Consider the following 18,754-nt stretch of genomic DNA (forward strand, 5'->3'; position numbering starts at 1 on the left):
AGCCAGATTAGAGCAAGCTTAAACGTGAACCAGCGTTCCTTCGTCTTCGCCCTGAACCACGCGCTTGAGCGCGCCGTGCTTGAAAATGCTGAAAACCTTGAGCGGCAGCTTCTGGTCGCGGCACAACGCGAAAGCCGTGGCGTCCATCACTTCCAGGTTTTTGCCCATGGCTTCATCAAAAGTGATATTCGTGTAACGCGTGGCGTTCGGGTCTTTTTTCGGATCGGCCGAATAGACCCCATCAACCTTCGTCGCCTTCAGCACAATTTCAGCGCCGATCTCGGCGCCGCGCAATGCCGCAGCGGTATCGGTGGTGAAAAATGGATTGCCGGTGCCCGCAGCGAAGATGACAACCTTGCCTTCTTCGAGATACTGCAGGGCTTTGGGACGGACATAGGGCTCAACCACACGCTCGATTGCGATGGCCGACATGACGCGGGCAATCAGGCCCGCCTTGTCCATGGTGTCACCCAGTGCCAGCGCATTCATCACGGTGGCCAGCATGCCCATGTAATCAGCCGTTGCCCGGTCCATCCCGACCGAGCCGCCCGCCACACCGCGAAAGATGTTGCCGCCGCCGATGACCACCGCAACCTGCACACCCATGCGGGTGACTTCGGCGATCTCCTCCACCATGCGCACGATGGTCGCGCGGTTGATGCCAAAGGCATCGTCCCCCATCAGGGCCTCACCTGACAGTTTTAACAAGATTCGCTTGTAGGCTGGCATGTGGGCGCTTTCTGGGGTTTGGTTGGATTGAAGTTTAGCGGCCTTCCGGCTGGACTGGAATGCTTAGGCTGCCTTGGCAGCTGCGACCTGGGCGGCGACTTCAGCGGCGAAGTCGTCAACCTTCTTCTCAATGCCCTCGCCCACCACGTAAAGGGTGAACGATTTCACCGTTGTGCCCTTTTCCTTCAGCATCTGCTCAACCGTCTGCTTGTCATTTTTGACAAAAGTCTGGTTGTGCAGGCTGACTTCCTTGAGGTATTTCTGCACGCCGCCTTCGATGCGCTTGGCAACGATTTCGGCGGACTGCACCGGCTTGCCGGCGGCAGTGGCCACAGCCGCATCTTCGGCGGCCTTGGCCGCGGCGACGGAGCGCTCGCGGGCCACCAGCTCGGCAGGCACCTGGTCGCTGGACAGCGACACGGGCTTCATCGCAGCCACGTGCATGGCAACGTCCTTGGCAGCCGTTTCGTCACCGTCGAACTCAACCACGACACCAATGCGCGTACCGTGCAGGTAGGAAGCCAGCTTGCCGCTTGCAAAGCGCTGGAAGCGGCGCACGGACATGTTCTCGCCGATCTTGCCGATCAGGCCCTTGCGCACGTCTTCCACCGTCGGGCCGAAACCGTCCAGCGTGAGGGGCATGGCGCCGATGGCATCCACGTCGGCCGGGTTATTCTTGACGATACCCTTGGCCACGGCATCCGTGAAAGCCAGGAAGCTGTCGTTCTTGGTGACAAAGTCGGTTTCGCAGTTGATTTCGACCAGTGCACCAATGCCGTCTTCGCTATGGTAGGCGATCACGCCTTCAGCCGTGACACGCGATGCAGCCTTGCCGGCCTTGTTGCCCAGCTTGACGCGCAGGATTTCTTCGGCTTTTTCGAAGTTGCCTTCAGCCTCGGTCAGCGCTTTTTTGCACTCCATCATGGGAGCGTCGGTCTTGGCGCGCAGTTCGGCGACCATGCTTGCGGTAATAGCCATATTCAATTCTCCGTTTGTCGTTGCGGCCGGGGTGAGTGGCTTGTAGCGCCTGCCCGTGCCGTCAATTGTTCAATTATCTGGTTATCAACTTGTGAAAAAGGGGCTACGCGAGCCCCTTTTTCGCGTCTGGCGCAATTCACCAGTTATGCCTGAACTTATCAGGCAGCCGCGTTTTGCACTTCCACGAATTCATCAGAGCTCTCGGGCTGCACCATCTTGACGACGTCGTTCACGGCGTTGGCGCGGCCTTCGATGATGGCGTCTGCAATGCCGCGTGCGTACAAGGCAACAGCCTTGGACGAGTCATCGTTGCCAGGGATCACGTAATCGATGCCGATAGGGGAATGGTTGGAGTCAACCACACCGATCAGGGGGATGCCGAGTTTTTTGGCTTCCAGGATCGCGATCTTGTGGAAACCCACGTCGATCACAAAAATGGCGTCCGGCAAGGCGTTCATGTCCTGAATGCCGCCGATGTCTTTTTCAAGCTTTTCGATTTCGCGCTTGAAATTGAGCTGTTCTTTTTTGCTGATGGAGTCAAGGCCGGCTTCCTGCTGGGCCTTCATCTCTTTCAGGCGCTTGATCGAGGTCTTGACCGTCTTGAAGTTGGTCAGCATGCCGCCCAGCCAGCGCTGGTCAACATAGGGCACACCGGCGCGCTTGGCTTCGGTGGCGACGATTTCGCGGGCCTGACGCTTGGTGCCGACCATCAGGATGGTGCCGCGGTTGGCGGACAGCTGTTTCGCGAACTTCATCGCGTCCTGGTACATCGGCAGCGATTTTTCCAGGTTGATGATGTGGATGCGGTTGCGATGGCCGAAAATGTACGGGGCCATCTTCGGGTTCCAGAAACGGGTTTGGTGTCCGAAATGGACGCCAGCTTCCAGCATTTCGCGCATGGTGGTTGACATATGAATACTCCAAAAGGTTGTGTCTAAAATCAGCGCTGATCGCCCGGAAACCATTTTTTACAAAAGTTCACGGACAACACCTTGAGCGGCTGATTTGCGATTTGCCTTGCAAACAACAAAATCGTCATCTGCAAAGCCATTCGAGTATAACATCCTCCCGCCCAATGAGCCAGACTCGCCCCCCCGACAGCCCCCTTGCCGACATTCACAGCACCCGCGAGGCCCTGAAAAGCGGAGAAACCCGGGCCGATGAGGTTCTGGCCCGCGCCGCGGCCGTTTCCCGGAGTGCTGCATGCCGCCACGTTTACATGCCTGCCTCCCTGGATTCCATGGAACAGCTCAAGGCAGCCCCCGCAGGCCTGGCACGCCCCCTGGAAAGCATCCCCGTCTCCGTCAAGGACCTGTTTGACGTGGCAGGCCAGACCACGGCAGCCGGCTCGACCGTGCTGGCCCATGCCCCGGCAGCCACAGCTGACTGCCTTGCCGTCGCGCGGCTGCGTGCAGCAGGTGCCGTGCTTGCCGGGCGCACCAACATGGTGGAGTTCGCTTTTTCAGGCGTTGGCACCAACCCACACTACGGCACGCCGGTCAATCCGGCAGACACCGGCGTGGAGCGCATTCCCGGCGGCTCATCGTCGGGCGCGGCGGTATCGGTCGCCACGGGCGCCGCCATGGTGGGGCTGGGCTCGGACACCGGCGGATCCATCCGCATTCCCGCAGCACTGTGCGGCATCGTCGGCTTTAAGAGCACGGCGCGCCTCGTTCCCACGACCGGCGCCCTGCCCCTGTCCACCAGCCTCGACACGGTGTGCGCCCTGACCCACTCGGTGCGGGATGCAGTCACCGTGCATGAAGTCCTGGCTGCGCGCACCGTGCAGCTTGCGGGCAAGCCGCTGTCTTCGTGCCGCCTGGCCGTTGCCCGCACCCTGATGCAGGACGGCATGGACAGCACAGTCACCCAGGCTTTCGAACGCGCCCTGCAGGTGCTGCGGCAGGCCGGTGCGCAGATTGAATACATCGCGCTCGATGAAATCGGCGACCTGGCCGCCATCAATTCGACCGGCGGTTTGTCTGCCGCCGAAAGCTACGCCTGGCACCGCCAGCTGATTGCGGAACACGAAGCAGACTACGACCCCCGCGTGGCGCGGCGCATCCTGCGCGGCGCCAGCATGGGTGCCGCCGACTACATTGACCTGCTGGCAGCCCGGAGGCAATGGACAGACCGCATGCAAACCCGCCTGGATGGCGTTGACGCGGTGTTGTCACCCACCGTGCCCATCGTCGCCCCAAGCATTGCCAGTGTGCTGCACGATGACGACGAGTTTTTCAGGGTCAACGGGCTGCTGCTGCGCAACACATCTGTTGTTAATATGCTCGACGGATGTGCAATTTCACTGCCTTGCCACACGCCCGGCCAGCTACCAGTGGGCCTGATGCTCTGGCATGCAGCACTTCGCGACGATACTTTGCTCGACTTGGCGCTCCAGGTTGAATCGGCACTAACCCAATCACTATAAAAAAGATAGCTGGCTGCGCTAGCCCATATTGGGCCGGCGGCCTGTTTTATGCATGAAATGACTACCCTTACGTTCCGTACCCTAACCCGCGTTACCAGCCACAAAAGTACTGCTGCATGAGGGTTGCCGTCATCGGTGCCGGCATTATCGGCATCACCACCGCCTACGAGCTGGCCGCCGACGGCCACGAAGTCACCGTCTTTGAGCGCAGGGGCACCGCCGCCGAGGAAACCAGTTTTGCCAACGCCGGTGTGGTCGCGCCCGGCTACGTCACACCGTGGGCTGCGCCTGGCATGCCCGGCAAGGTGTTCAGCCACCTTTTCAGCCGCCATGCGCCCGTCAAGATAGGCCTGCCCCTGTCGGGCAGCGACCTGGCGTGGATGTGGAAGTGGTACCAGTCCTGCAAGCTCGATACCTACCTGGCCAACCGTGCAAGGCTGCAGCGCCTGGCGTTTTACAGCCGCGAACGGCTGCACCAGTTGACTGCCGAGCTACAACTGGAATACGACCGCAGCCCAGGTTACATGGTGCTGCTGCGCAGCGAAAAGGACAGCCGCCTCGTCCAGCCCGGCCTGCAGGTGCTGCGTGACGCGGGCACGGCCTTTCGCGAGCTCAATGCGGATGAAGTCAGGAAGATAGAACCCGCCATCAATTCCGACACCGAGTTTTTGGGCGGCATACACCTGCCCAATGATGAAGTCGCCAATTGCCGCCAGTTTGCCCTGCTGCTGAAGAACGAAGCCCAGCGCCTGGGTGTCAATTTTGAGTTCAACAAGGCCGTGGCCCAGCTGGAACATGCGCAACCAGCTAGCATTTTGATAGCAGGTGAAAGCTCGCCGCGCAGCTTCGACCGGGTAGTGATGTGCGCTGGCCTGGCTGCGGCCCAGTTGCTCAAACCGCTGGGCCTGAAAATCCCCATGGCCGCGGTGTACGGCTACTCCATCAGCGCCCCCATCCGCAACCATCTCAACGCGCCGCGCAGCGCGCTCATGGACGAGCGCTACAAGGTGGCCATCTCCCGCCTGGGCAACCGCGTGCGTGTGGCAGGCAGCGCCGAAATGGGCGGCTCACTGGCCACCAAACGCGCGTCGTCCCTCCAGACGCTCTACAAGGTGCTGCACGACTGGTTTCCCGGCGCCACGCAGCACTCCAACCTTGGCGCGCATGTGCAGGAGTGGAAAGGCGCCCGACCCATGCTGCCCGATGGGCCGCCCATCATAGGCAACAGCGGCATTCCCGGCCTGTGGCTCAACCTCGGCCATGGCTCCAGCGGCTGGGCGCTCAGTTGCGGCAGCGCACGCGCCCTGGCGGACCTGATGGCGGGCAAAACAGCTGCTATCGACATGGAAGGCCTGGGCATCAGCCGCCTTGGTTAAAACCTGCCCGCCAGCCGCCGTGTAGGCCAATGCCACAAGATACGGAACTTCCGCACGGAATGGCCCGGCTGTAAGCATGTTTGTCACGGACAGGCGCTACAGTGAACACGGCCCGGCATATGGCCCGGGTAACTATTTTGATTGGAGTCATCATGGGTGTGTTCAGTTTTATCAAGGAAGCCGGCGAGAAGCTTTTTGGCATAGGTGAGGCCAAGGCAGCCCAGGATGCGGTCGCGGCCGCGCCCACACCGGAAAACGTGGAGGCCTTGAGCAAGGCCGCCGGCGATGCGATCGTTGTCTATATCGAAAAAATGAACCTGTCTGTCGATGGTCTGGCTGTAGCCTTCGACGCCCCCAGCGGCGCGGTGACCGTGAGCGGCGTAGCTCCCGACCAGGCCACCAAGGAAAAAATCCTGCTGTGCTGCGGCAACGTGGCCAGCGTTTCAGCCGTCAACGACATGATGACCGTTGCCGACAGCGCGCCGGAATCCCAGTTGTACATCGTGGTCAGCGGCGACAACCTCTCCAAAATCAGCAAGCAGTTTTACGGCACGCCCAACAAGTACCCGCAGATTTTTGAGGCCAACAAGCCCATGCTGACCCACCCCGACAAGATTTACCCAGGCCAGGTTTTGCGCATTCCGCCTGACGCATAAGGTTTCGGCCTCTTCAGACCTTCAAACAGCCCGGCCAGCCGGGCTTTTTAACGCCCATAAGACGCCCTGCAAGGCCACAATCGGGGCATGCAGAAAATCTCCAGCGCCACCCTCGCCTCCAGCCAGCCGCTGTACAGCGTGGCCGCGACCCGACAGATAGAACAGCATGCCGCGGCCGGGCTGCCGCCACACACGCTGATGCAGCGCGCCGGCCTTCGCATTGCCCGGCTGAGCCTGGCGCTGGCACCACACGCCCAGCGCATCTGGATCACCTGCGGGCCGGGCAACAACGGTGGTGACGGTTTCGAGGCAGCCATGCATTTGCAGCAATGGGGCAAGACGGTTGTTGTGACCTGGACCGGCCTGTCGGCGGGCAAAACCACATTGCCGCCTGATGCCCTGGCCTCCCGCGAACGGGCGCTGGCGGCAGGCGTTGCCATGGCCGAACAGCCCCCGCAGGACTTCGATTTCTGCATAGACGCCCTGCTGGGAATCGGCGCCACGCTGAACACAGGCCGCGCCGGTAGCGCACGCATGACGCAGTGGCTGGAACTGATGCAGGTCAGCGGCATGCCAAGGCTGGCCGTCGATGTACCCACCGGGCTCAATGCCGACACGGGTCAATCAACGTTTTCAGGCGCTACAAAATCAATAGCTGGTGGCGCACGTTCCTCGGCGGCTGCGGGCACATTTACCTTAAGTTTGCTGACGCTGAAGCCTGGACTGTTCACGGCGCAGGGGCGCGATTGTGCCGGTGAAGTCTGGTTTGATGACCTGGGCATTGACTCATCTGCCCTCCCGACCGTAATGCCTGCGGCCTGGCTGACGGGCCATGACCGCATCACGTTGCCGCTGCGCGCCACAGCCGCTCACGCCAGCCACAAAGGCAGCTTTGGCGATGTCGCCGTCCTGGGCGGCGAATCCACGCCCGCCAGCCACATGGCCGGTGCGGCCCTGCTGGCGGCCCGCGCGGCCCTGCACGCGGGCGCTGGCCGGGTGTATGTGGCCCTGCTGGGTAAACCGGGTGCCAACAACAGCCTCACGGTCGATCCAACACAACCGGAGCTGATGTTCCGCAGCCCCGAGGCGCTGGATTTGAAGAGCCAGGTCGTGGTCTGCGGCTGCGGTGGTGGAGAGGCCGTCAAAACCGTTCTGGCCAAAGTGCTGTCTGTTGCACCCAGGCTGGTGCTCGACGCCGACGCACTCAATGCCATCGCCATCGACACGCAGTTGCAAACCCTGCTGAAAGCGCGCCATGCCCGCGGCGATGCCACGGTACTCACGCCGCACCCGCTGGAAGCCGCGCGCCTCGCTGGCCTGGGCGCAGCAGAAGTGCAGGCCAACCGACTGAAGGCAGCCGAAGCACTTGCGGCCCAGTACCAGGCCGTTGTCATCCTCAAGGGATCAGGCACGGTCATCGCTGCGCCCGGGGAAACAAGTTACATCAACGCCAGCGGCAATGCCCTGCTGGCGACGGCCGGCACCGGCGATGTACTCGCAGGCATGGTGGGCGCATCCCTTGCCAGCGGAATGGGCGCCTTTGAGGCCGCTTGCAGCGCAGTCTTTGCGCATGGGCGTCTTGCCGATGACTGGCTTGCCAAACGGCCGGGGCAGGCGCTTGTTGCATCTGACCTGGCCAGGGGCGCTATTGGCCGCCCTTGATTTTTAACGGCGCGCCCTGTTGCTTACCCTGCCGTCAGTCAGGCCGGCCGGTCATAGGCGGCAACGACAGGTGCATCCCAACGCTCGATGCGCATGAACTGCACAAAGGACTTGCGTTGCTCTACAAACTTTGCCGCCAGTGCAGTGTCTGCCGAGTAGCGCTCAAAAGCCGCCCGTGACTCAATGCCGTAAATCATCGAATGCGCTTCCCAGCCCTTGTCATCCTTTTGCCGCAGGTCCAGTTGCCGGCACCACAAAAATCCGGGCTGGCTGACGACTTCAGCCACATGGCCGTCAGCCAGCCATTTCATCAGCGCCGTTTTGCCTTCGGGCGCAACCCAGAACTTCACAACGTAGAAATAACCGGCATCTTTCATGGTCCTGCCTTCAATGATGGGGGATTGAGTATCGCTCAGGCACTGTTTCCAGGCCATGCGGGGCGATGCCGCGTCCGGGCAAACATGTTTCGCGCGCAGGCCATAAACTCTAGGCTCTTCACAGATTTTTTCCCGGAACAAGTCTGCAGAAAAACAAGCTTCCCGCGCATTTCACGCCCCCAATCCAGAGACTTCCATGACCCAATCTTCAGAGCGATCCACCAGCGGATGGCCTGAGCTTTTGATTACCCTCGCGATCCAGGCCATGGCCTCCATGGCGGTCCTGACCCTGCCGGTTGTCGCCCCCGTGATCGGCTCTGCACTGCACATATCGCCAACATACGCGGGCCTGTACATCGGCGTGGTCTATGTCGGGGCCATGGCCGGCAGCCTGGCCGCCGGCGCGGTCGTGGAGCGCTGGGGACCGGTACGCGTCAGCCAGGGCAGCCTGATGCTGTGCGCTATCGGCCTGGCACTGTGCTGCACCGGCATCCTCAGCCTGATGGCGCTGGGCGCGCTGCTGATGGGCATGGGTTACGGGCCAATCACGCCCGCCAGCTCCTACCTGCTGGCGCGCAGCACCCCGCCGCACCGCATGTCGCTGATGTTCTCGCTCAAGCAAACAGGCGTGCCGCTGGGCGGGATCATGGCCGGGGCACTGGTGCCCGGCCTGATGCTGGTGGTCGGCTGGCGCTGGGGCCTGGGCAGCGTTGCCTTGATCTGCGTGGCCTGCGCGGTGCTGGCGCAAGGCTTGCGCGCCCGCCTTGACGAGCAGCGCAATCCGTCTTCTGCCGTTGGTCCTGGCAAGCTTGCAGAGCCCGTGCGCCTGGTCGCCGGGCATGTCCGGCTCCGGTCGCTGGCGCTGTGCTCATTTTTCCTGTCGGCGGTGCAGCTGTGCCTGACGACCTATACGGTGATTTACCTGAACTCGGAACTCGGCTTCGGGCTGGTGGCTGCGGGCTTTGCACTCTCGGTCTGCCAGCTGGCCGGCGTCATCGGGCGGGTGGTCTGGGGCCACATTGCCGACAAGGGCCTGGGCGCCACGCGCACGCTGACGCTGCTGGCCCTGATCATCGTATTTTGTTGCGTCGGCATTGCACTGCTCCAGGCGAGCACCCCGCTGGTCGTGGTGCTCGCCCTGCTGGCCGTCTTTGGCGCCACTGCGATTGGCTGGAACGGCGTCTTTCTCGCCGAAGTAGCCCGCCAGGCGCCTTCTGGCTTCACAAGCCTGGCAACCGGCGGCGTGTCCGCGTTCACCTTCCTGGGCGTGGTGATAGGCCCGCCCCTGTTTGCCCTGCTGGCGTCGACCACAGGCAGCTACCGCATAGGCTATGCGGCGCTGGCCATTCCCATGGCCTGGTGCGGCCTGCGCCTGTGGCGCCTGCACAAGGACAACATGCAGGCGGCAAGCGAACTGAAGCCTTGAGCTGGCTAAGCCTGGCCCAGAACCATCAAGCCGATCTGCAGGATCAGGATCAGCGCCAGCGCTGACAGGTCAACCCCGCCTATTGCCGGGATGAAACGGCGCAAGGGTGTCAGCAAGGGTTCGGTCAGGCGACCCAGCAGGTTATAGACCGGGGAGCCCGGCTGGACCCAGGACAGGATGGCGAAACCGATGACCAGAATCATCATGGTTTGCAGCGCCACGCGAACCAGCATCTTCAAGGCAAACACAAACAGGCCGGACAGGGCTGTCAGGGCCAGATCAGGCATCCAGTGGGTCACCCCCAGCAGAACGCCGAACAACAGGCCCCACAACATGGCATAGACCAGCGCCAGCACGACTGCCGCGATCACACTGGCCCAATCGACGCGCGATTTGCCCAGGGATTGCGGCAAGGTACGCCGCAGAGGCTTGACGATCCAGTCGGTCAGCGCCATCACAAAGCTGCCCGGTTGTGCGCTCATGTTGACACGGGTCCAGTTCATCCAGGCACGCAGCAATGCCGCGCTTATCAGCAGGAAAAAAAGCGTCTCAAGCAGAAAAGCAAGAATCCGGATCAGCATGGGTTTTCAGGCGTAAAAATAATCGGCATGGACAATCAGCGGCGCGGCTTTTTGCCCTGCTTGCTGCGGGCTTTGCCGGCGGACTTTTTGACCGCAGCCTTCAACGCCTGAATCGGCGATGGATGCGCCCTGCCGGCCCCCGCGCCCTTGTCGGTACGGCTGGAAGAACCGGACGCGCCGCCGCTGCGCCCGCCAGTACGCGGTTCAGCGCGTTTGGCACCGCCCTTGTCCTGCTTGCCGTCCGCACCTCTCGACGCAGCGCGCTCCCGCGCCGGCAGCTCAGCCGCATGACCGCCGGTCTTGTCCTTCATGGCGCGGCCCAGCAGCTCTTCGCCTTCATGCACCAGGCGGAAGTCAATCTTGCGTCCATCAAGGTCCACACGGCTGACCTGCACCCTTACCCTGGTACCGATGGCGTAACGGATGCCGGTGCGTTCGCCGCGCAACTCCTGGCGTGCTTCGTCAAAACGGAAGTATTCGCCGCCGAGTTCGGTGATGTGCACCAGGCCCTCGACATACATGGCATCCAGCGTCACAAAGATACCGAAGCTGGTAGCCGCAGTTACCACGCCGCCGAACTCCTCGCCCAGGTGCTCGCGCATGTATTTGCACTTGAGCCAGGCTTCCACATCGCGGCTGGCTTCGTCGGCGCGACGCTCGTTGGCGCTGCAATGCAGGCCGGCAGCCTGCCAGGCAAGTTCGTCGGCGCTGGCCTTTTTGGGCTTCTGGGTCGGCTCCTTGACACGTGAGGCCAGGCGTTTGGACAGCTTGGCTTCTGCCTCGCCCGGCGTGGGCAAGGTCGGCAGCTGGTATTTTGTCTTGTTCAGCACCGCCTTGATGACACGGTGCACCAACAAGTCCGGATAGCGCCGTATCGGGCTGGTGAAGTGCGTGTAGGCCTCGTATGCCAGGCCGAAGTGGCCGCTGTTCATTGGCGTGTAGATGGCCTGCTGCATGGAGCGCAGCAGCATGGAGTGGATTTGCTGCGCATCGGGCCTGTCCTTGGTGGCCAATGCAATCTGCTGGAACTCGCCCGGGGTCGGGTCGTCGCTGATCGTCATGCCCACGCCCGTCGCCTTCAGGTAATTGCGCAGCATGTCCTTTTTCTCGGGCGTCGGGCCTTCATGCACCCGGAACAGGCCGATGTGCTTGCTCTGGGCAATGAAGTCGGCCGAGCATACGTTGGCGGCCAGCATGGCTTCTTCAATCAGCCGGTGCGCCGCGTTGCGGGTGCGGGGCACGATTTTTTCAATGCGTCCGGCTTCATCGCAAACGATCTGGGTTTCGGTGGTTTCAAAATCCACCGCACCGCGCGTCCCACGCTCCTTTAACAGGGCCTGGTACACGTCGTGCAGATCCAGCAGGTGCGGCACCAGCGCCTTGCGCTGCGCGGCTTCCGGGCCGCGCGTGTTGGCCAGGATGGCCGCCACTTCGGTATAGGTAAAGCGTGCCTGGCTGAACATCACGGCCGGGTAAAACTGGTAGGCGTGAACCTCGCCCTTCGCATTGACCAGCATGTCGCAAACCATGCACAGGCGCTCGACATTCGGGTTGAGCGAACACAGGCCGTTGGAAAGCTTTTCCGGCAGCATCGGGATCACGCGGCGCGGGAAATACACGCTGGTCGCGCGATCGTAGGCATCGATGTCGATGGCGCTGCCGGTTTCCACATAGTGGCTCACGTCGGCAATCGCAACCAGCAGGCGCCAGCCCTTGCCGCGGCCCACCTTGGCGGGCTCGCAATACACGGCATCGTCGAAATCGCGGGCGTCTTCGCCGTCTATGGTGACCAGGGGAATATCGGTCAGGTCGACCCGGCCTTTTTTATCCGCAGGACGCACCACGTCCGGCAAGGCACGGGCTTGGGCCATGGCAGCGTCGCTGAATTCATGCGGCACACCGTATTTGCGCACGGCGATTTCAATTTCCATGCCGGGGTCGTCGATCTCACCCAGCACTTCCTTGACGCGCCCTACCGGCTGGCCAAACAGCGCAGGCGGCTCGGTCAGCTGGACCACGACGACCTGCCCCGCCTTGGCGGAGCCGGTGGCCCCCTTGGGGATCAGCACATCCTGGCCATAACGCTTGTCTTCGGGCGCAACCAGCCAGACACCGCTTTCCTGCAGCAGGCGGCCGATGATGGGATTGGAGGAGCGTTCCAGGATTTCCGTGACGCGGCCTTCGGGCCGGTTTTTACGGTCGTGCCGCACAATGCGCGCCTTGACGCGGTCCTTGTGCAGCACGGCGCGCATTTCGTTGGGCGGCAGGTAAATATCGGCCTCGCCGTCGTCGCGCTGGACAAAACCATGGCCATCACGGTGGCCAAAAACGGTGCCCTCGAATTCTGCGAGGAGTCCGGACGATGCGCCGGTATTTTGGTTAGTTGTTTTGATAAAAGTCTCTTCTTGTTTGAGGTTTTTTTGGGCTGCTGCTTATTTTGAGTATGCAACCGAAATATTTCAGGCTCATGGCCGGAAAAACGTTGATGTAATGGTACACTGCTTGCTGTGCCCGGGTGGCGGAATTGGTAGACGCGCACGGTTCAGGTCCGTGTATCGCAAGATGTGGAGATTCGAGTTCTCTCCCGGGCACCAAAATTAGCCAGACTTCCTGATTACCAATAAGGAAGTCAACATTAAAAGCCACTGTTTTCACAGTGGCTTTTTTGTTGCCTGAAACCTTTTGACCGATCACTCCGCTTCCACATCATTCACATCATTCACATCATTCACATCATTCACATCATTCACATCATTTGTGAACAAAAAGGCAAAACGCAGGCAGTACAAACGTGCGGCCGGCGAAGCCGGCAAAACGCACGAATGACCTGGAAATGGAATCAGAACGGCACTGCAATCAGGTCGTGGCCCTGGGCCCCGACAATGCGGGCCCTGGTAAATTCGCCGACCTTCAGGGTTTTGCTGATTTTCTCTGGCGGCAGCAGCTTCACCACACCATCAATCTCGGGCGCATCGGCATAAGACCGGCCGGTGCCGCCCTTGCGGCCCAGTGCCGGCGCCGAATCCACCAGCACCTGCATGGTCGCGCCTATGCGCTGCTGCAGCTTCTGGCTTGATACGGCCTCTGCAACCGCCATAAAACGCGCACGCCGCTCTTCACGCAGCTCGATGGGCAGCATGCCCGGGATGTCGTTGGCAGTGGCGCCCTCCACGGCGCTGTAGGCAAAACAGCCGGCACGGTCAATTTTGGCTTCCTGCATGAAATCCAGCAGGTGCTCGAATTCAGCTTCGGTTTCACCGGGAAAGCCCGCGATAAACGTGCTGCGAATCACGATCTCCGGGCAGATCTCGCGCCAGCGTGCAATGCGCTCCAGGTTTTTCTCGCCGCTGGCGGGGCGCTTCATGCGCTTGAGCACATCCGGATGGCTGTGCTGCAAGGGCACGTCCAGGTAAGGCAGCACCTTGCCGGTAGCCATCAGCGGCAGCACTTCATCCACACTTGGGTACGGATAGACGTAATGCAAGCGCACCCAGGCGCCGTAGGGCTCGGCAATCTCTCCCAGCGCCTGCACCAGTTCGAGCATGCGCGTCTTGACGGGTTTGCCGTCCCAGAAACCGGTGCGGTATTTGACGTCCACGCCATAGGCCGAGGTGTCCTGGCTGATGACCAGCAGTTCTTTTACGCCGCCCTCAAACAGCGCCCGCGCCTCGTTCAGCACATCGCCGATGGGCCGCGACACAAGGTCACCGCGCATCGACGGGATGATGCAGAAAGTGCAGCGGTGATTGCAGCCTTCGCTGATCTTCAAATACGCGTAATGCCTTGGCGTGAGCTTGATACCGGCAATGCCAAAGGCATTGGGCACCAGGTCCACAAAAGGGTCATGCGGTTTCGGCAGATTCAGGTGCACGGCATCCATGACTTCCTGCGTCGCATGCGGGCCTGTAACAGCCAGCACGCTGGGATGCATTTGCCGCACCATGTTGCCGCCGCCCTCACCCGCCTTGGCGCCCAGACAACCCGTGACAATGACCCGGCCGTTGGCGGCCAGCGCTTCGCCAATGGTGTCCAGGCTTTCTCGGACGGCGTCGTCGATAAAGCCGCAGGTGTTGACGATCACCAGGTCCGCGCCCTCAAAGGTCTTGGAGGTCTGGTAACCCTCGGCGCTCAATTGCGTAAGGATCAATTCGGAATCGGTCAGGGCCTTGGGGCAACCCAGGCTGACAAAACCGACGCGTGGGGCGGCTTTGGTATCGATCGGTGATGGTGGGGAGATAACTTCGCTCATGGGCCCTATTGTCTCAGAGCGGGTAAATCAGCGGCATCGGGCCCGCGAATGGCCCGAATTGCCAAGGGCAACAAACTCAGCGTTTGAGGCCCAGGGCCGCCAGCATCTGCTCGCTCTGCTTTTGCATTTGCTCCTGCATCTGCGTAAAAACACCTTTGGACTGCTCCACATAGGTGCCCATCATGCCCTGCATCATGGGCGACTGCGCATTCATGAACTGCGCCCACATTTCAGGGCTCAGCCCCTTGGACTGCTCGGCCATCTTGACCTGCAGGTCCATGAAGCTCTGAACGTTTTTCTCAAGGTAGGCGCCCATGAAACCCTGCATGGCATTGCCGTAAAAACGGATGATGTTGGCCAGCACGGCTTCGGTGAACATCGGCGCGCCGCCCGACTCCTCTTCCAGGATGATCTGCAGCAGGATGCTGCGCGTCAGGTCTTCATTGGTCTTGGCATCACGCACCACAAAATGGGCACTATCCATCACCAGTTCCCTGACCTCGGTCAGCGTGATGTAGGTGGAGGTTTCGGTGTCATAGAGCCGCCGGTTCGGGTATTTCTTGATGACCCTGTCAGGCTCACCCTTGCCCGCCACATCCTCCGTGGAGTTGTCTTGAGATGGCGGCACGCCGGATTTTGGGCCGGTGGATTTCGTTTTTGGCACTGGATTGATCCTCTGAATGAACGGCAACTGCGAGAAGCCGTGGATCATTACATTCTAGGAAGTCTGGATGTACACAATCCCCTTGGTTTACCCTGTACAAATCGTACTGCACATCCAGTGGTGCAGTGTTGCAATTCAGGAACCGTTTTAAGGGAATTGGTAGGCGCAATTGGACTCGAACCAACGACCCCCACCATGTCAAGGTGGTGCTCTAACCAGCTGAGCTATGCGCCTAAAGTCGAGCCCAGAGTATAGCAGAGAAGATTTGGCCTTCTTCGCTTCTCGCTGCGAATTTGCGTCTCACGGCGAACAAATTCAGCCCATCGGGGTGCAGGGAGCAAACATGGGGCGCGGTCTACCGCCGCCGTGCGGATCGCACACCTGCCACCTCTGCCACGATGCCCAGCACCTGCCCGAGGCGGCCGGACTGCGCCACCTCCACAGTGAAAGTCATCCAGGCCGTGCCGCCGCGGTTGTCCTTGACCGACTGCGTCTGCACGCCAATCACGTTCATTTTTTCCTTGGCAAACACCTCGGAAATATCGCGCAGCAAACCCTGCCGGTCAGAAGCCTCAATGGAAACATCGACCGGGTAGACAGAGCTGCCTTCACCCGCTTTCGGCGAACTCCACTCGACCTCGATCACACGGTCCGGGCTGCCCGAAGCCATGTTGCGAAAATTGCTGCAATCGCTGCGGTGGATGCTCACGCCTTTGCCCTTGGTGACAAAACCAAGAATGTCGTCCGGCGGCGCGGGTTTGCAGCATTTGGCCAGTTGCGTCAGCAGCGATCCCATGCCGACCACCAGCACGCCGCCGCCCTTGGCGTTTGGTTTCGTTACGCGCGCTTTTTTGGCCAGCACATAGTCGTCCTGGGTCAGCACCGGTTCGGGCGGCCTGAGCATGGTTTCAATCGTGCGCAGGGACAGCTCGTCCTTGCCCACCACCTCAAACAAGTCGTCTGCCGCCTTGAAGCCCAGTTGCACCGCCAGGTCGTCCAGCTTCATGGCGGTTTTGCCTTCGCGCTGCAGCAGCTTTTCAACCGCTTCACGGCCCCTGGCCACGGTTTGCGCCATCTCCAGTGCATTGAACCAGGCGCGTACCTTTGATTTGGCGCGGTGGCTGGACAAAAAGCCCAGCTCGGGATTGAGCCAGTCGCGTGACGGCCCGCCGTCCTTGACGGTGATGATCTCCACCGTCTGCCCGTTTTGCAGCGGCGTGTTCAGCGGCACCATGGCCCCGTCAATACGCGCACCGCGGCAGCGGTGGCCCACGTTGGTGTGCACGCTGTAGGCAAAGTCCACCGCCGTGGCACCCTGCGGCAGCTCGACGATGGCGGCATCCGGCGTCAGCACATAGATGCGGTCTTCAAACAGGCCTTTGTTCGCCTCGCGGGCGCGGGCTGCGGCCGGGCCGGAAAGATCGCGCTCCCAGGCCAGCAACTGCCGCAGCACGGCAATCTTGGCGTCGTATTCACTGCTGGCCGACACGCCGCCGTAACCCTTGGTGCCGGCTTCCTTGTAGGCCCAGTGCGCGGCCACGCCGTGCTCTGCGTGGTCATGCATGGCCTGCGTGCGGATCTGGATTTCAACCGCCCTGCCCGCCTCGTCGCGCACCACAGTGTGCAGGGACTGGTAGCCGTTGGATTTGGGCTTGGCGATGTAGTCGTCAAACTCGCCCTCGATCGGCGTAAAACGCGAATGCACAAAACCCAGCGCCGCGTAACAGCCCTTCACATCGGCGGCAATCACGCGCAACGCACGAATGTCAAACACCTGATCAAAGTCCAGCGACTTGCCGCGCATTTTTTTGACGATGCTGTAGATGTGCTTGGGCCTGCCCTGCACCAGCGCGGCAATGCCGCCCTTGTTGAGCTCGCGCTCCAGCTGCACACGCAGCGCCTCCATGAACTGCTCGCGCTCCAGACGTTTTTCATCGAGCAGGCGGGCGGTTTCCTTGTAGGTGTCCGGTTCAAGAAAACGGAAAGCCAGGTCTTCCATTTCCCATTTGACCTGCCAGATGCCCAGCCGGTTGGCCAGCGGCGCAAACACATGCAGCGACTCGTAAGCCAGCGATTGCGGCGCCGCCTGCTTGGTCGCGGCGTAATGCCGCAACGTCTGCAGGCGCGAGGCCAGCCGCAGCATCACCACGCGCAGGTCGCGCGAGAACGCCAGCAGCATCTTGCGCACGTTTTCGGTCTGCGCGGCGGGGTCTTCAAGCAGCTGCTTGGCATCTACCGTGCGGGCCTGGCGCTGTACATTGACCAGCTTGGTGGTCTCCATGGCCAGCGCGGCATAGTTCGCGCCAAAGGCCTTGGTGATGACTTCCAGCGGCTTGGTCAGGTGCTGGCAGGAGTGCACCAGGTAGGTGGCCGCCTGCATGGCCTCCGAGCCACCTATGGACTTGAGGATGGCGGCCACCGCATCGGCATGCGCCAGGATGTTTTCGCCAGTGTCAAAGGTTTCGCTGGCGATCAGCGGCTCGGCGAAGGCACGCGCGCGCGCCAGCGCATGCGGCTGGTCCGGCACGCTGTCTGCCGTGGCGGTCACGATGGACGCATTGCTATTCGGGGAAGCTGTCGGGCCATCCGGCCCCAGCACATTGCTTTTCATGAAAACCTGAACCATCCAAAATTTTCGGACAAACCACACAAAAAATCAGGCCAGGAGAAAACGCGCCACCACATCGACCTGGTCACCAGCAATCAGCGTGGGCGCATGCCCGACGCCGGCAAACTCCACCAGCCGGGCATGGGGGCCACGCTGGACCATGGCCTGCGCCGTCTCCGGGCTCAGCAAATCAGAATTCTTGCCACGTATTAGCAAAGTCTGCGCCTTGATGTTGTCATACAGTTGCCACAGCATGGCCTCGCCCTGCCGGGTTGCGGCCTCCGTCGACTGTTTAAAGGGCACGGCCATCGCCGGGTCGTAATGCAGGCGGAACCTGCTGCCCGGCTCGCCGGAAACCGGCTTGACCATATGCCGCGACAGCGCCATCCACTGCTCGGGCGTATGCGGGCCAAAGCCGGTGGAAATCGCCCACATGGCATCCGCGGCCGCCTGCACCGAATCGAACTCGCCCGCCAGCCCCAAATAGGTGCCAATCCGCACAATCGCCTCCCACTGGATGGCCGGCCCCACGTCATTAAGTACCAACCGGCGCACCTGTACAGGCAAGGGCAGGCCCGGCTGGCCGCACAGAATGATGCCTATCAGCCCGCCCATGCTGGTGCCCACCCAGTCCAGCGTGGTGATGGGCGCCTGGGCCTGCAGTTGCGCCAGCATGGCCAGCATGTCGGCCGCGTATACCGGCACCTGGTAGCCCATCGGGTCCTTGAGCCAGTCGCTTTCGCCGCGGCCCACCACATCGGGGCAAACCACCCGCAGATCGCCGCCGGCCTTGTCGCACAGCGCCTGGGCCAGCACATCAAAATCACGCCCCTGGCGCGACAGGCCATGCGCGCACACCACGACGTGCCTGCTCGCCGGATTGCCCCATTGCCAGTACGCCATGCGGTGACCGCCATTGGTGTCGGGGCAGCTTACGTAGTTCAGCGTAGGTTCAGTCATGTACGTTCGGTTTCATTCAAAGGCCAGATAATTACTTGAGGAAAATTCCTGCTGCGCCGG

At 61.4% G+C, this 18,754-nt stretch carries 15 protein-coding genes and 2 tRNA genes; 6 read left to right on the forward strand and 11 right to left on the reverse strand.

The features are described 5' to 3' along the window. Positions 1 to 18: 18 nt before the first annotated feature. The 3 genes from pyrH to rpsB all read right to left on the reverse strand — a co-directional run bounded on the left by pyrH (position 19) and on the right by rpsB (position 2,618). A complete protein-coding gene (pyrH, locus tag ACFQND_RS17415) occupies positions 19 to 729 on the reverse strand; it encodes a UMP kinase (protein WP_371436411.1) in 711 nt (236 codons plus the stop codon). Between the two features lie 63 nt (positions 730 to 792). Further along, a complete protein-coding gene (tsf, locus tag ACFQND_RS17420; RefSeq protein WP_371436412.1) occupies positions 793 to 1,707 on the reverse strand; it encodes a translation elongation factor Ts in 915 nt (304 codons plus the stop codon). 158 nt (positions 1,708 to 1,865) lie between these two features. Then, positions 1,866 to 2,618, reverse strand: coding sequence for a 30S ribosomal protein S2 (gene rpsB / locus ACFQND_RS17425; protein WP_371436413.1), 753 nt, complete (start codon positions 2,616 to 2,618; stop codon positions 1,866 to 1,868). 164 nt (positions 2,619 to 2,782) lie between these two features. On the opposite strand from rpsB, the gene ACFQND_RS17430 reads away from it, so the two are divergent. The 4 genes from ACFQND_RS17430 (at position 2,783) to ACFQND_RS17445 (ending at position 7,829) form a co-directional block, all read left to right on the forward strand. Next, on the forward strand, positions 2,783 to 4,135 hold the full coding sequence (locus ACFQND_RS17430) for an amidase (protein ID WP_371436414.1): 1,353 nt from the start codon (positions 2,783 to 2,785) through the stop codon (positions 4,133 to 4,135). Positions 4,136 to 4,251: 116 nt separating this feature from the next. After that, entirely contained in the window at positions 4,252 to 5,511 is a 1,260-nt protein-coding gene (locus tag ACFQND_RS17435; protein ID WP_371436415.1) for a D-amino acid dehydrogenase, read from the forward strand. 152 nt (positions 5,512 to 5,663) lie between these two features. After that, the gene (gene lysM / locus ACFQND_RS17440; RefSeq protein ID WP_371436416.1) at positions 5,664 to 6,167 is read left to right on the forward strand and encodes a peptidoglycan-binding protein LysM; all 504 of its coding nucleotides are present in this window, start codon (positions 5,664 to 5,666) and stop codon (positions 6,165 to 6,167) included. Positions 6,168 to 6,254: 87 nt separating this feature from the next. Further along, a complete protein-coding gene (locus ACFQND_RS17445) occupies positions 6,255 to 7,829 on the forward strand; it encodes an NAD(P)H-hydrate dehydratase (RefSeq protein WP_371436417.1) in 1,575 nt (524 codons plus the stop codon). 38 nt (positions 7,830 to 7,867) lie between these two features. Here ACFQND_RS17445 and ACFQND_RS17450 read toward each other — a convergent pair whose 3' ends face one another. Continuing rightward, positions 7,868 to 8,206 (reverse strand): DUF4286 family protein, encoded by a 339-nt coding sequence (locus ACFQND_RS17450; RefSeq protein ID WP_371436418.1) that lies wholly within the window; start codon positions 8,204 to 8,206, stop codon positions 7,868 to 7,870. A gap of 196 nt (positions 8,207 to 8,402) precedes the next feature. On the opposite strand from ACFQND_RS17450, the gene ACFQND_RS17455 reads away from it, so the two are divergent. After that, positions 8,403 to 9,632: an MFS transporter gene (locus ACFQND_RS17455; protein WP_371436419.1), complete on the forward strand. Its 1,230-nt coding sequence runs from the start codon at positions 8,403 to 8,405 to the stop codon at positions 9,630 to 9,632. Positions 9,633 to 9,637: 5 nt separating this feature from the next. Here the strand turns inward: ACFQND_RS17455 and ACFQND_RS17460 are convergent, their stop codons facing one another. Both ACFQND_RS17460 and rnr read right to left on the reverse strand, forming a co-directional pair. Further along, on the reverse strand, positions 9,638 to 10,213 hold the full coding sequence (locus tag ACFQND_RS17460) for a YggT family protein (protein WP_371436420.1): 576 nt from the start codon (positions 10,211 to 10,213) through the stop codon (positions 9,638 to 9,640). 35 nt (positions 10,214 to 10,248) lie between these two features. Next, a complete protein-coding gene (gene rnr, locus ACFQND_RS17465; RefSeq protein WP_371436471.1) occupies positions 10,249 to 12,606 on the reverse strand; it encodes a ribonuclease R in 2,358 nt (785 codons plus the stop codon). Between the two features lie 116 nt (positions 12,607 to 12,722). Between rnr and ACFQND_RS17470 the strand changes: the two genes are divergently transcribed. Beyond that, positions 12,723 to 12,807, forward strand: a tRNA-Leu gene (locus tag ACFQND_RS17470). A 245-nt stretch (positions 12,808 to 13,052) separates the two neighbouring features. Here the strand turns inward: ACFQND_RS17470 and rimO are convergent. The 5 genes from rimO to ACFQND_RS17495 all read right to left on the reverse strand — a co-directional run bounded on the left by rimO (position 13,053) and on the right by ACFQND_RS17495 (position 18,694). Further along, positions 13,053 to 14,462, reverse strand: coding sequence for a 30S ribosomal protein S12 methylthiotransferase RimO (gene rimO / locus ACFQND_RS17475; RefSeq protein ID WP_371436421.1), 1,410 nt, complete (start codon positions 14,460 to 14,462; stop codon positions 13,053 to 13,055). 76 nt (positions 14,463 to 14,538) lie between these two features. Then, complete coding sequence (gene phaR / locus ACFQND_RS17480) at positions 14,539 to 15,090, reverse strand: polyhydroxyalkanoate synthesis repressor PhaR (protein WP_371436472.1); 552 nt, start codon at positions 15,088 to 15,090, stop codon at positions 14,539 to 14,541. Positions 15,091 to 15,283: 193 nt separating this feature from the next. Continuing rightward, a tRNA-Val gene (locus ACFQND_RS17485) sits at positions 15,284 to 15,360 on the reverse strand. 121 nt (positions 15,361 to 15,481) lie between these two features. Beyond that, positions 15,482 to 17,737 (reverse strand): RelA/SpoT family protein, encoded by a 2,256-nt coding sequence (locus ACFQND_RS17490; protein ID WP_371436422.1) that lies wholly within the window; start codon positions 17,735 to 17,737, stop codon positions 15,482 to 15,484. Positions 17,738 to 17,782: 45 nt separating this feature from the next. Then, complete coding sequence (locus ACFQND_RS17495) at positions 17,783 to 18,694, reverse strand: alpha/beta fold hydrolase (RefSeq protein WP_371436423.1); 912 nt, start codon at positions 18,692 to 18,694, stop codon at positions 17,783 to 17,785. Between the last annotated feature and the right edge of the window lie 60 nt (positions 18,695 to 18,754).

Origin of the sequence: Polaromonas aquatica (assembly GCF_042659145.1) — a bacterium.
GTDB lineage: Bacteria > Pseudomonadota > Gammaproteobacteria > Burkholderiales > Burkholderiaceae_C > Polaromonas > Polaromonas aquatica.

Excerpts from the sequence above, each read along its gene's own strand:
- ACFQND_RS17460 (WP_371436420.1), bottom strand. The coding sequence starts at position 10,213 with ATGCTGATCCGGATTCTTGCTTTTCTGCTTGAGACGCTTTTTTTCCTG.
- rimO (WP_371436421.1), bottom strand. The coding sequence starts at position 14,462 with ATGAGCGAAGTTATCTCCCCACCATCACCGATCGATACCAAAGCCGCC.
- rpsB (WP_371436413.1), bottom strand. The coding sequence starts at position 2,618 with ATGTCAACCACCATGCGCGAAATGCTGGAAGCTGGCGTCCATTTCGGA.
- ACFQND_RS17430 (WP_371436414.1), top strand. The coding sequence starts at position 2,783 with ATGAGCCAGACTCGCCCCCCCGACAGCCCCCTTGCCGACATTCACAGC.
- lysM (WP_371436416.1), top strand. The coding sequence starts at position 5,664 with ATGGGTGTGTTCAGTTTTATCAAGGAAGCCGGCGAGAAGCTTTTTGGC.
- ACFQND_RS17450 (WP_371436418.1), bottom strand. The coding sequence starts at position 8,206 with ATGAAAGATGCCGGTTATTTCTACGTTGTGAAGTTCTGGGTTGCGCCC.
- ACFQND_RS17435 (WP_371436415.1), top strand. The coding sequence starts at position 4,252 with ATGAGGGTTGCCGTCATCGGTGCCGGCATTATCGGCATCACCACCGCC.
- tsf (WP_371436412.1), bottom strand. The coding sequence starts at position 1,707 with ATGGCTATTACCGCAAGCATGGTCGCCGAACTGCGCGCCAAGACCGAC.
- pyrH (WP_371436411.1), bottom strand. The coding sequence starts at position 729 with ATGCCAGCCTACAAGCGAATCTTGTTAAAACTGTCAGGTGAGGCCCTG.
- ACFQND_RS17455 (WP_371436419.1), top strand. The coding sequence starts at position 8,403 with ATGACCCAATCTTCAGAGCGATCCACCAGCGGATGGCCTGAGCTTTTG.
- ACFQND_RS17445 (WP_371436417.1), top strand. The coding sequence starts at position 6,255 with ATGCAGAAAATCTCCAGCGCCACCCTCGCCTCCAGCCAGCCGCTGTAC.
- ACFQND_RS17495 (WP_371436423.1), bottom strand. The coding sequence starts at position 18,694 with ATGACTGAACCTACGCTGAACTACGTAAGCTGCCCCGACACCAATGGC.
- ACFQND_RS17490 (WP_371436422.1), bottom strand. The coding sequence starts at position 17,737 with ATGAAAAGCAATGTGCTGGGGCCGGATGGCCCGACAGCTTCCCCGAAT.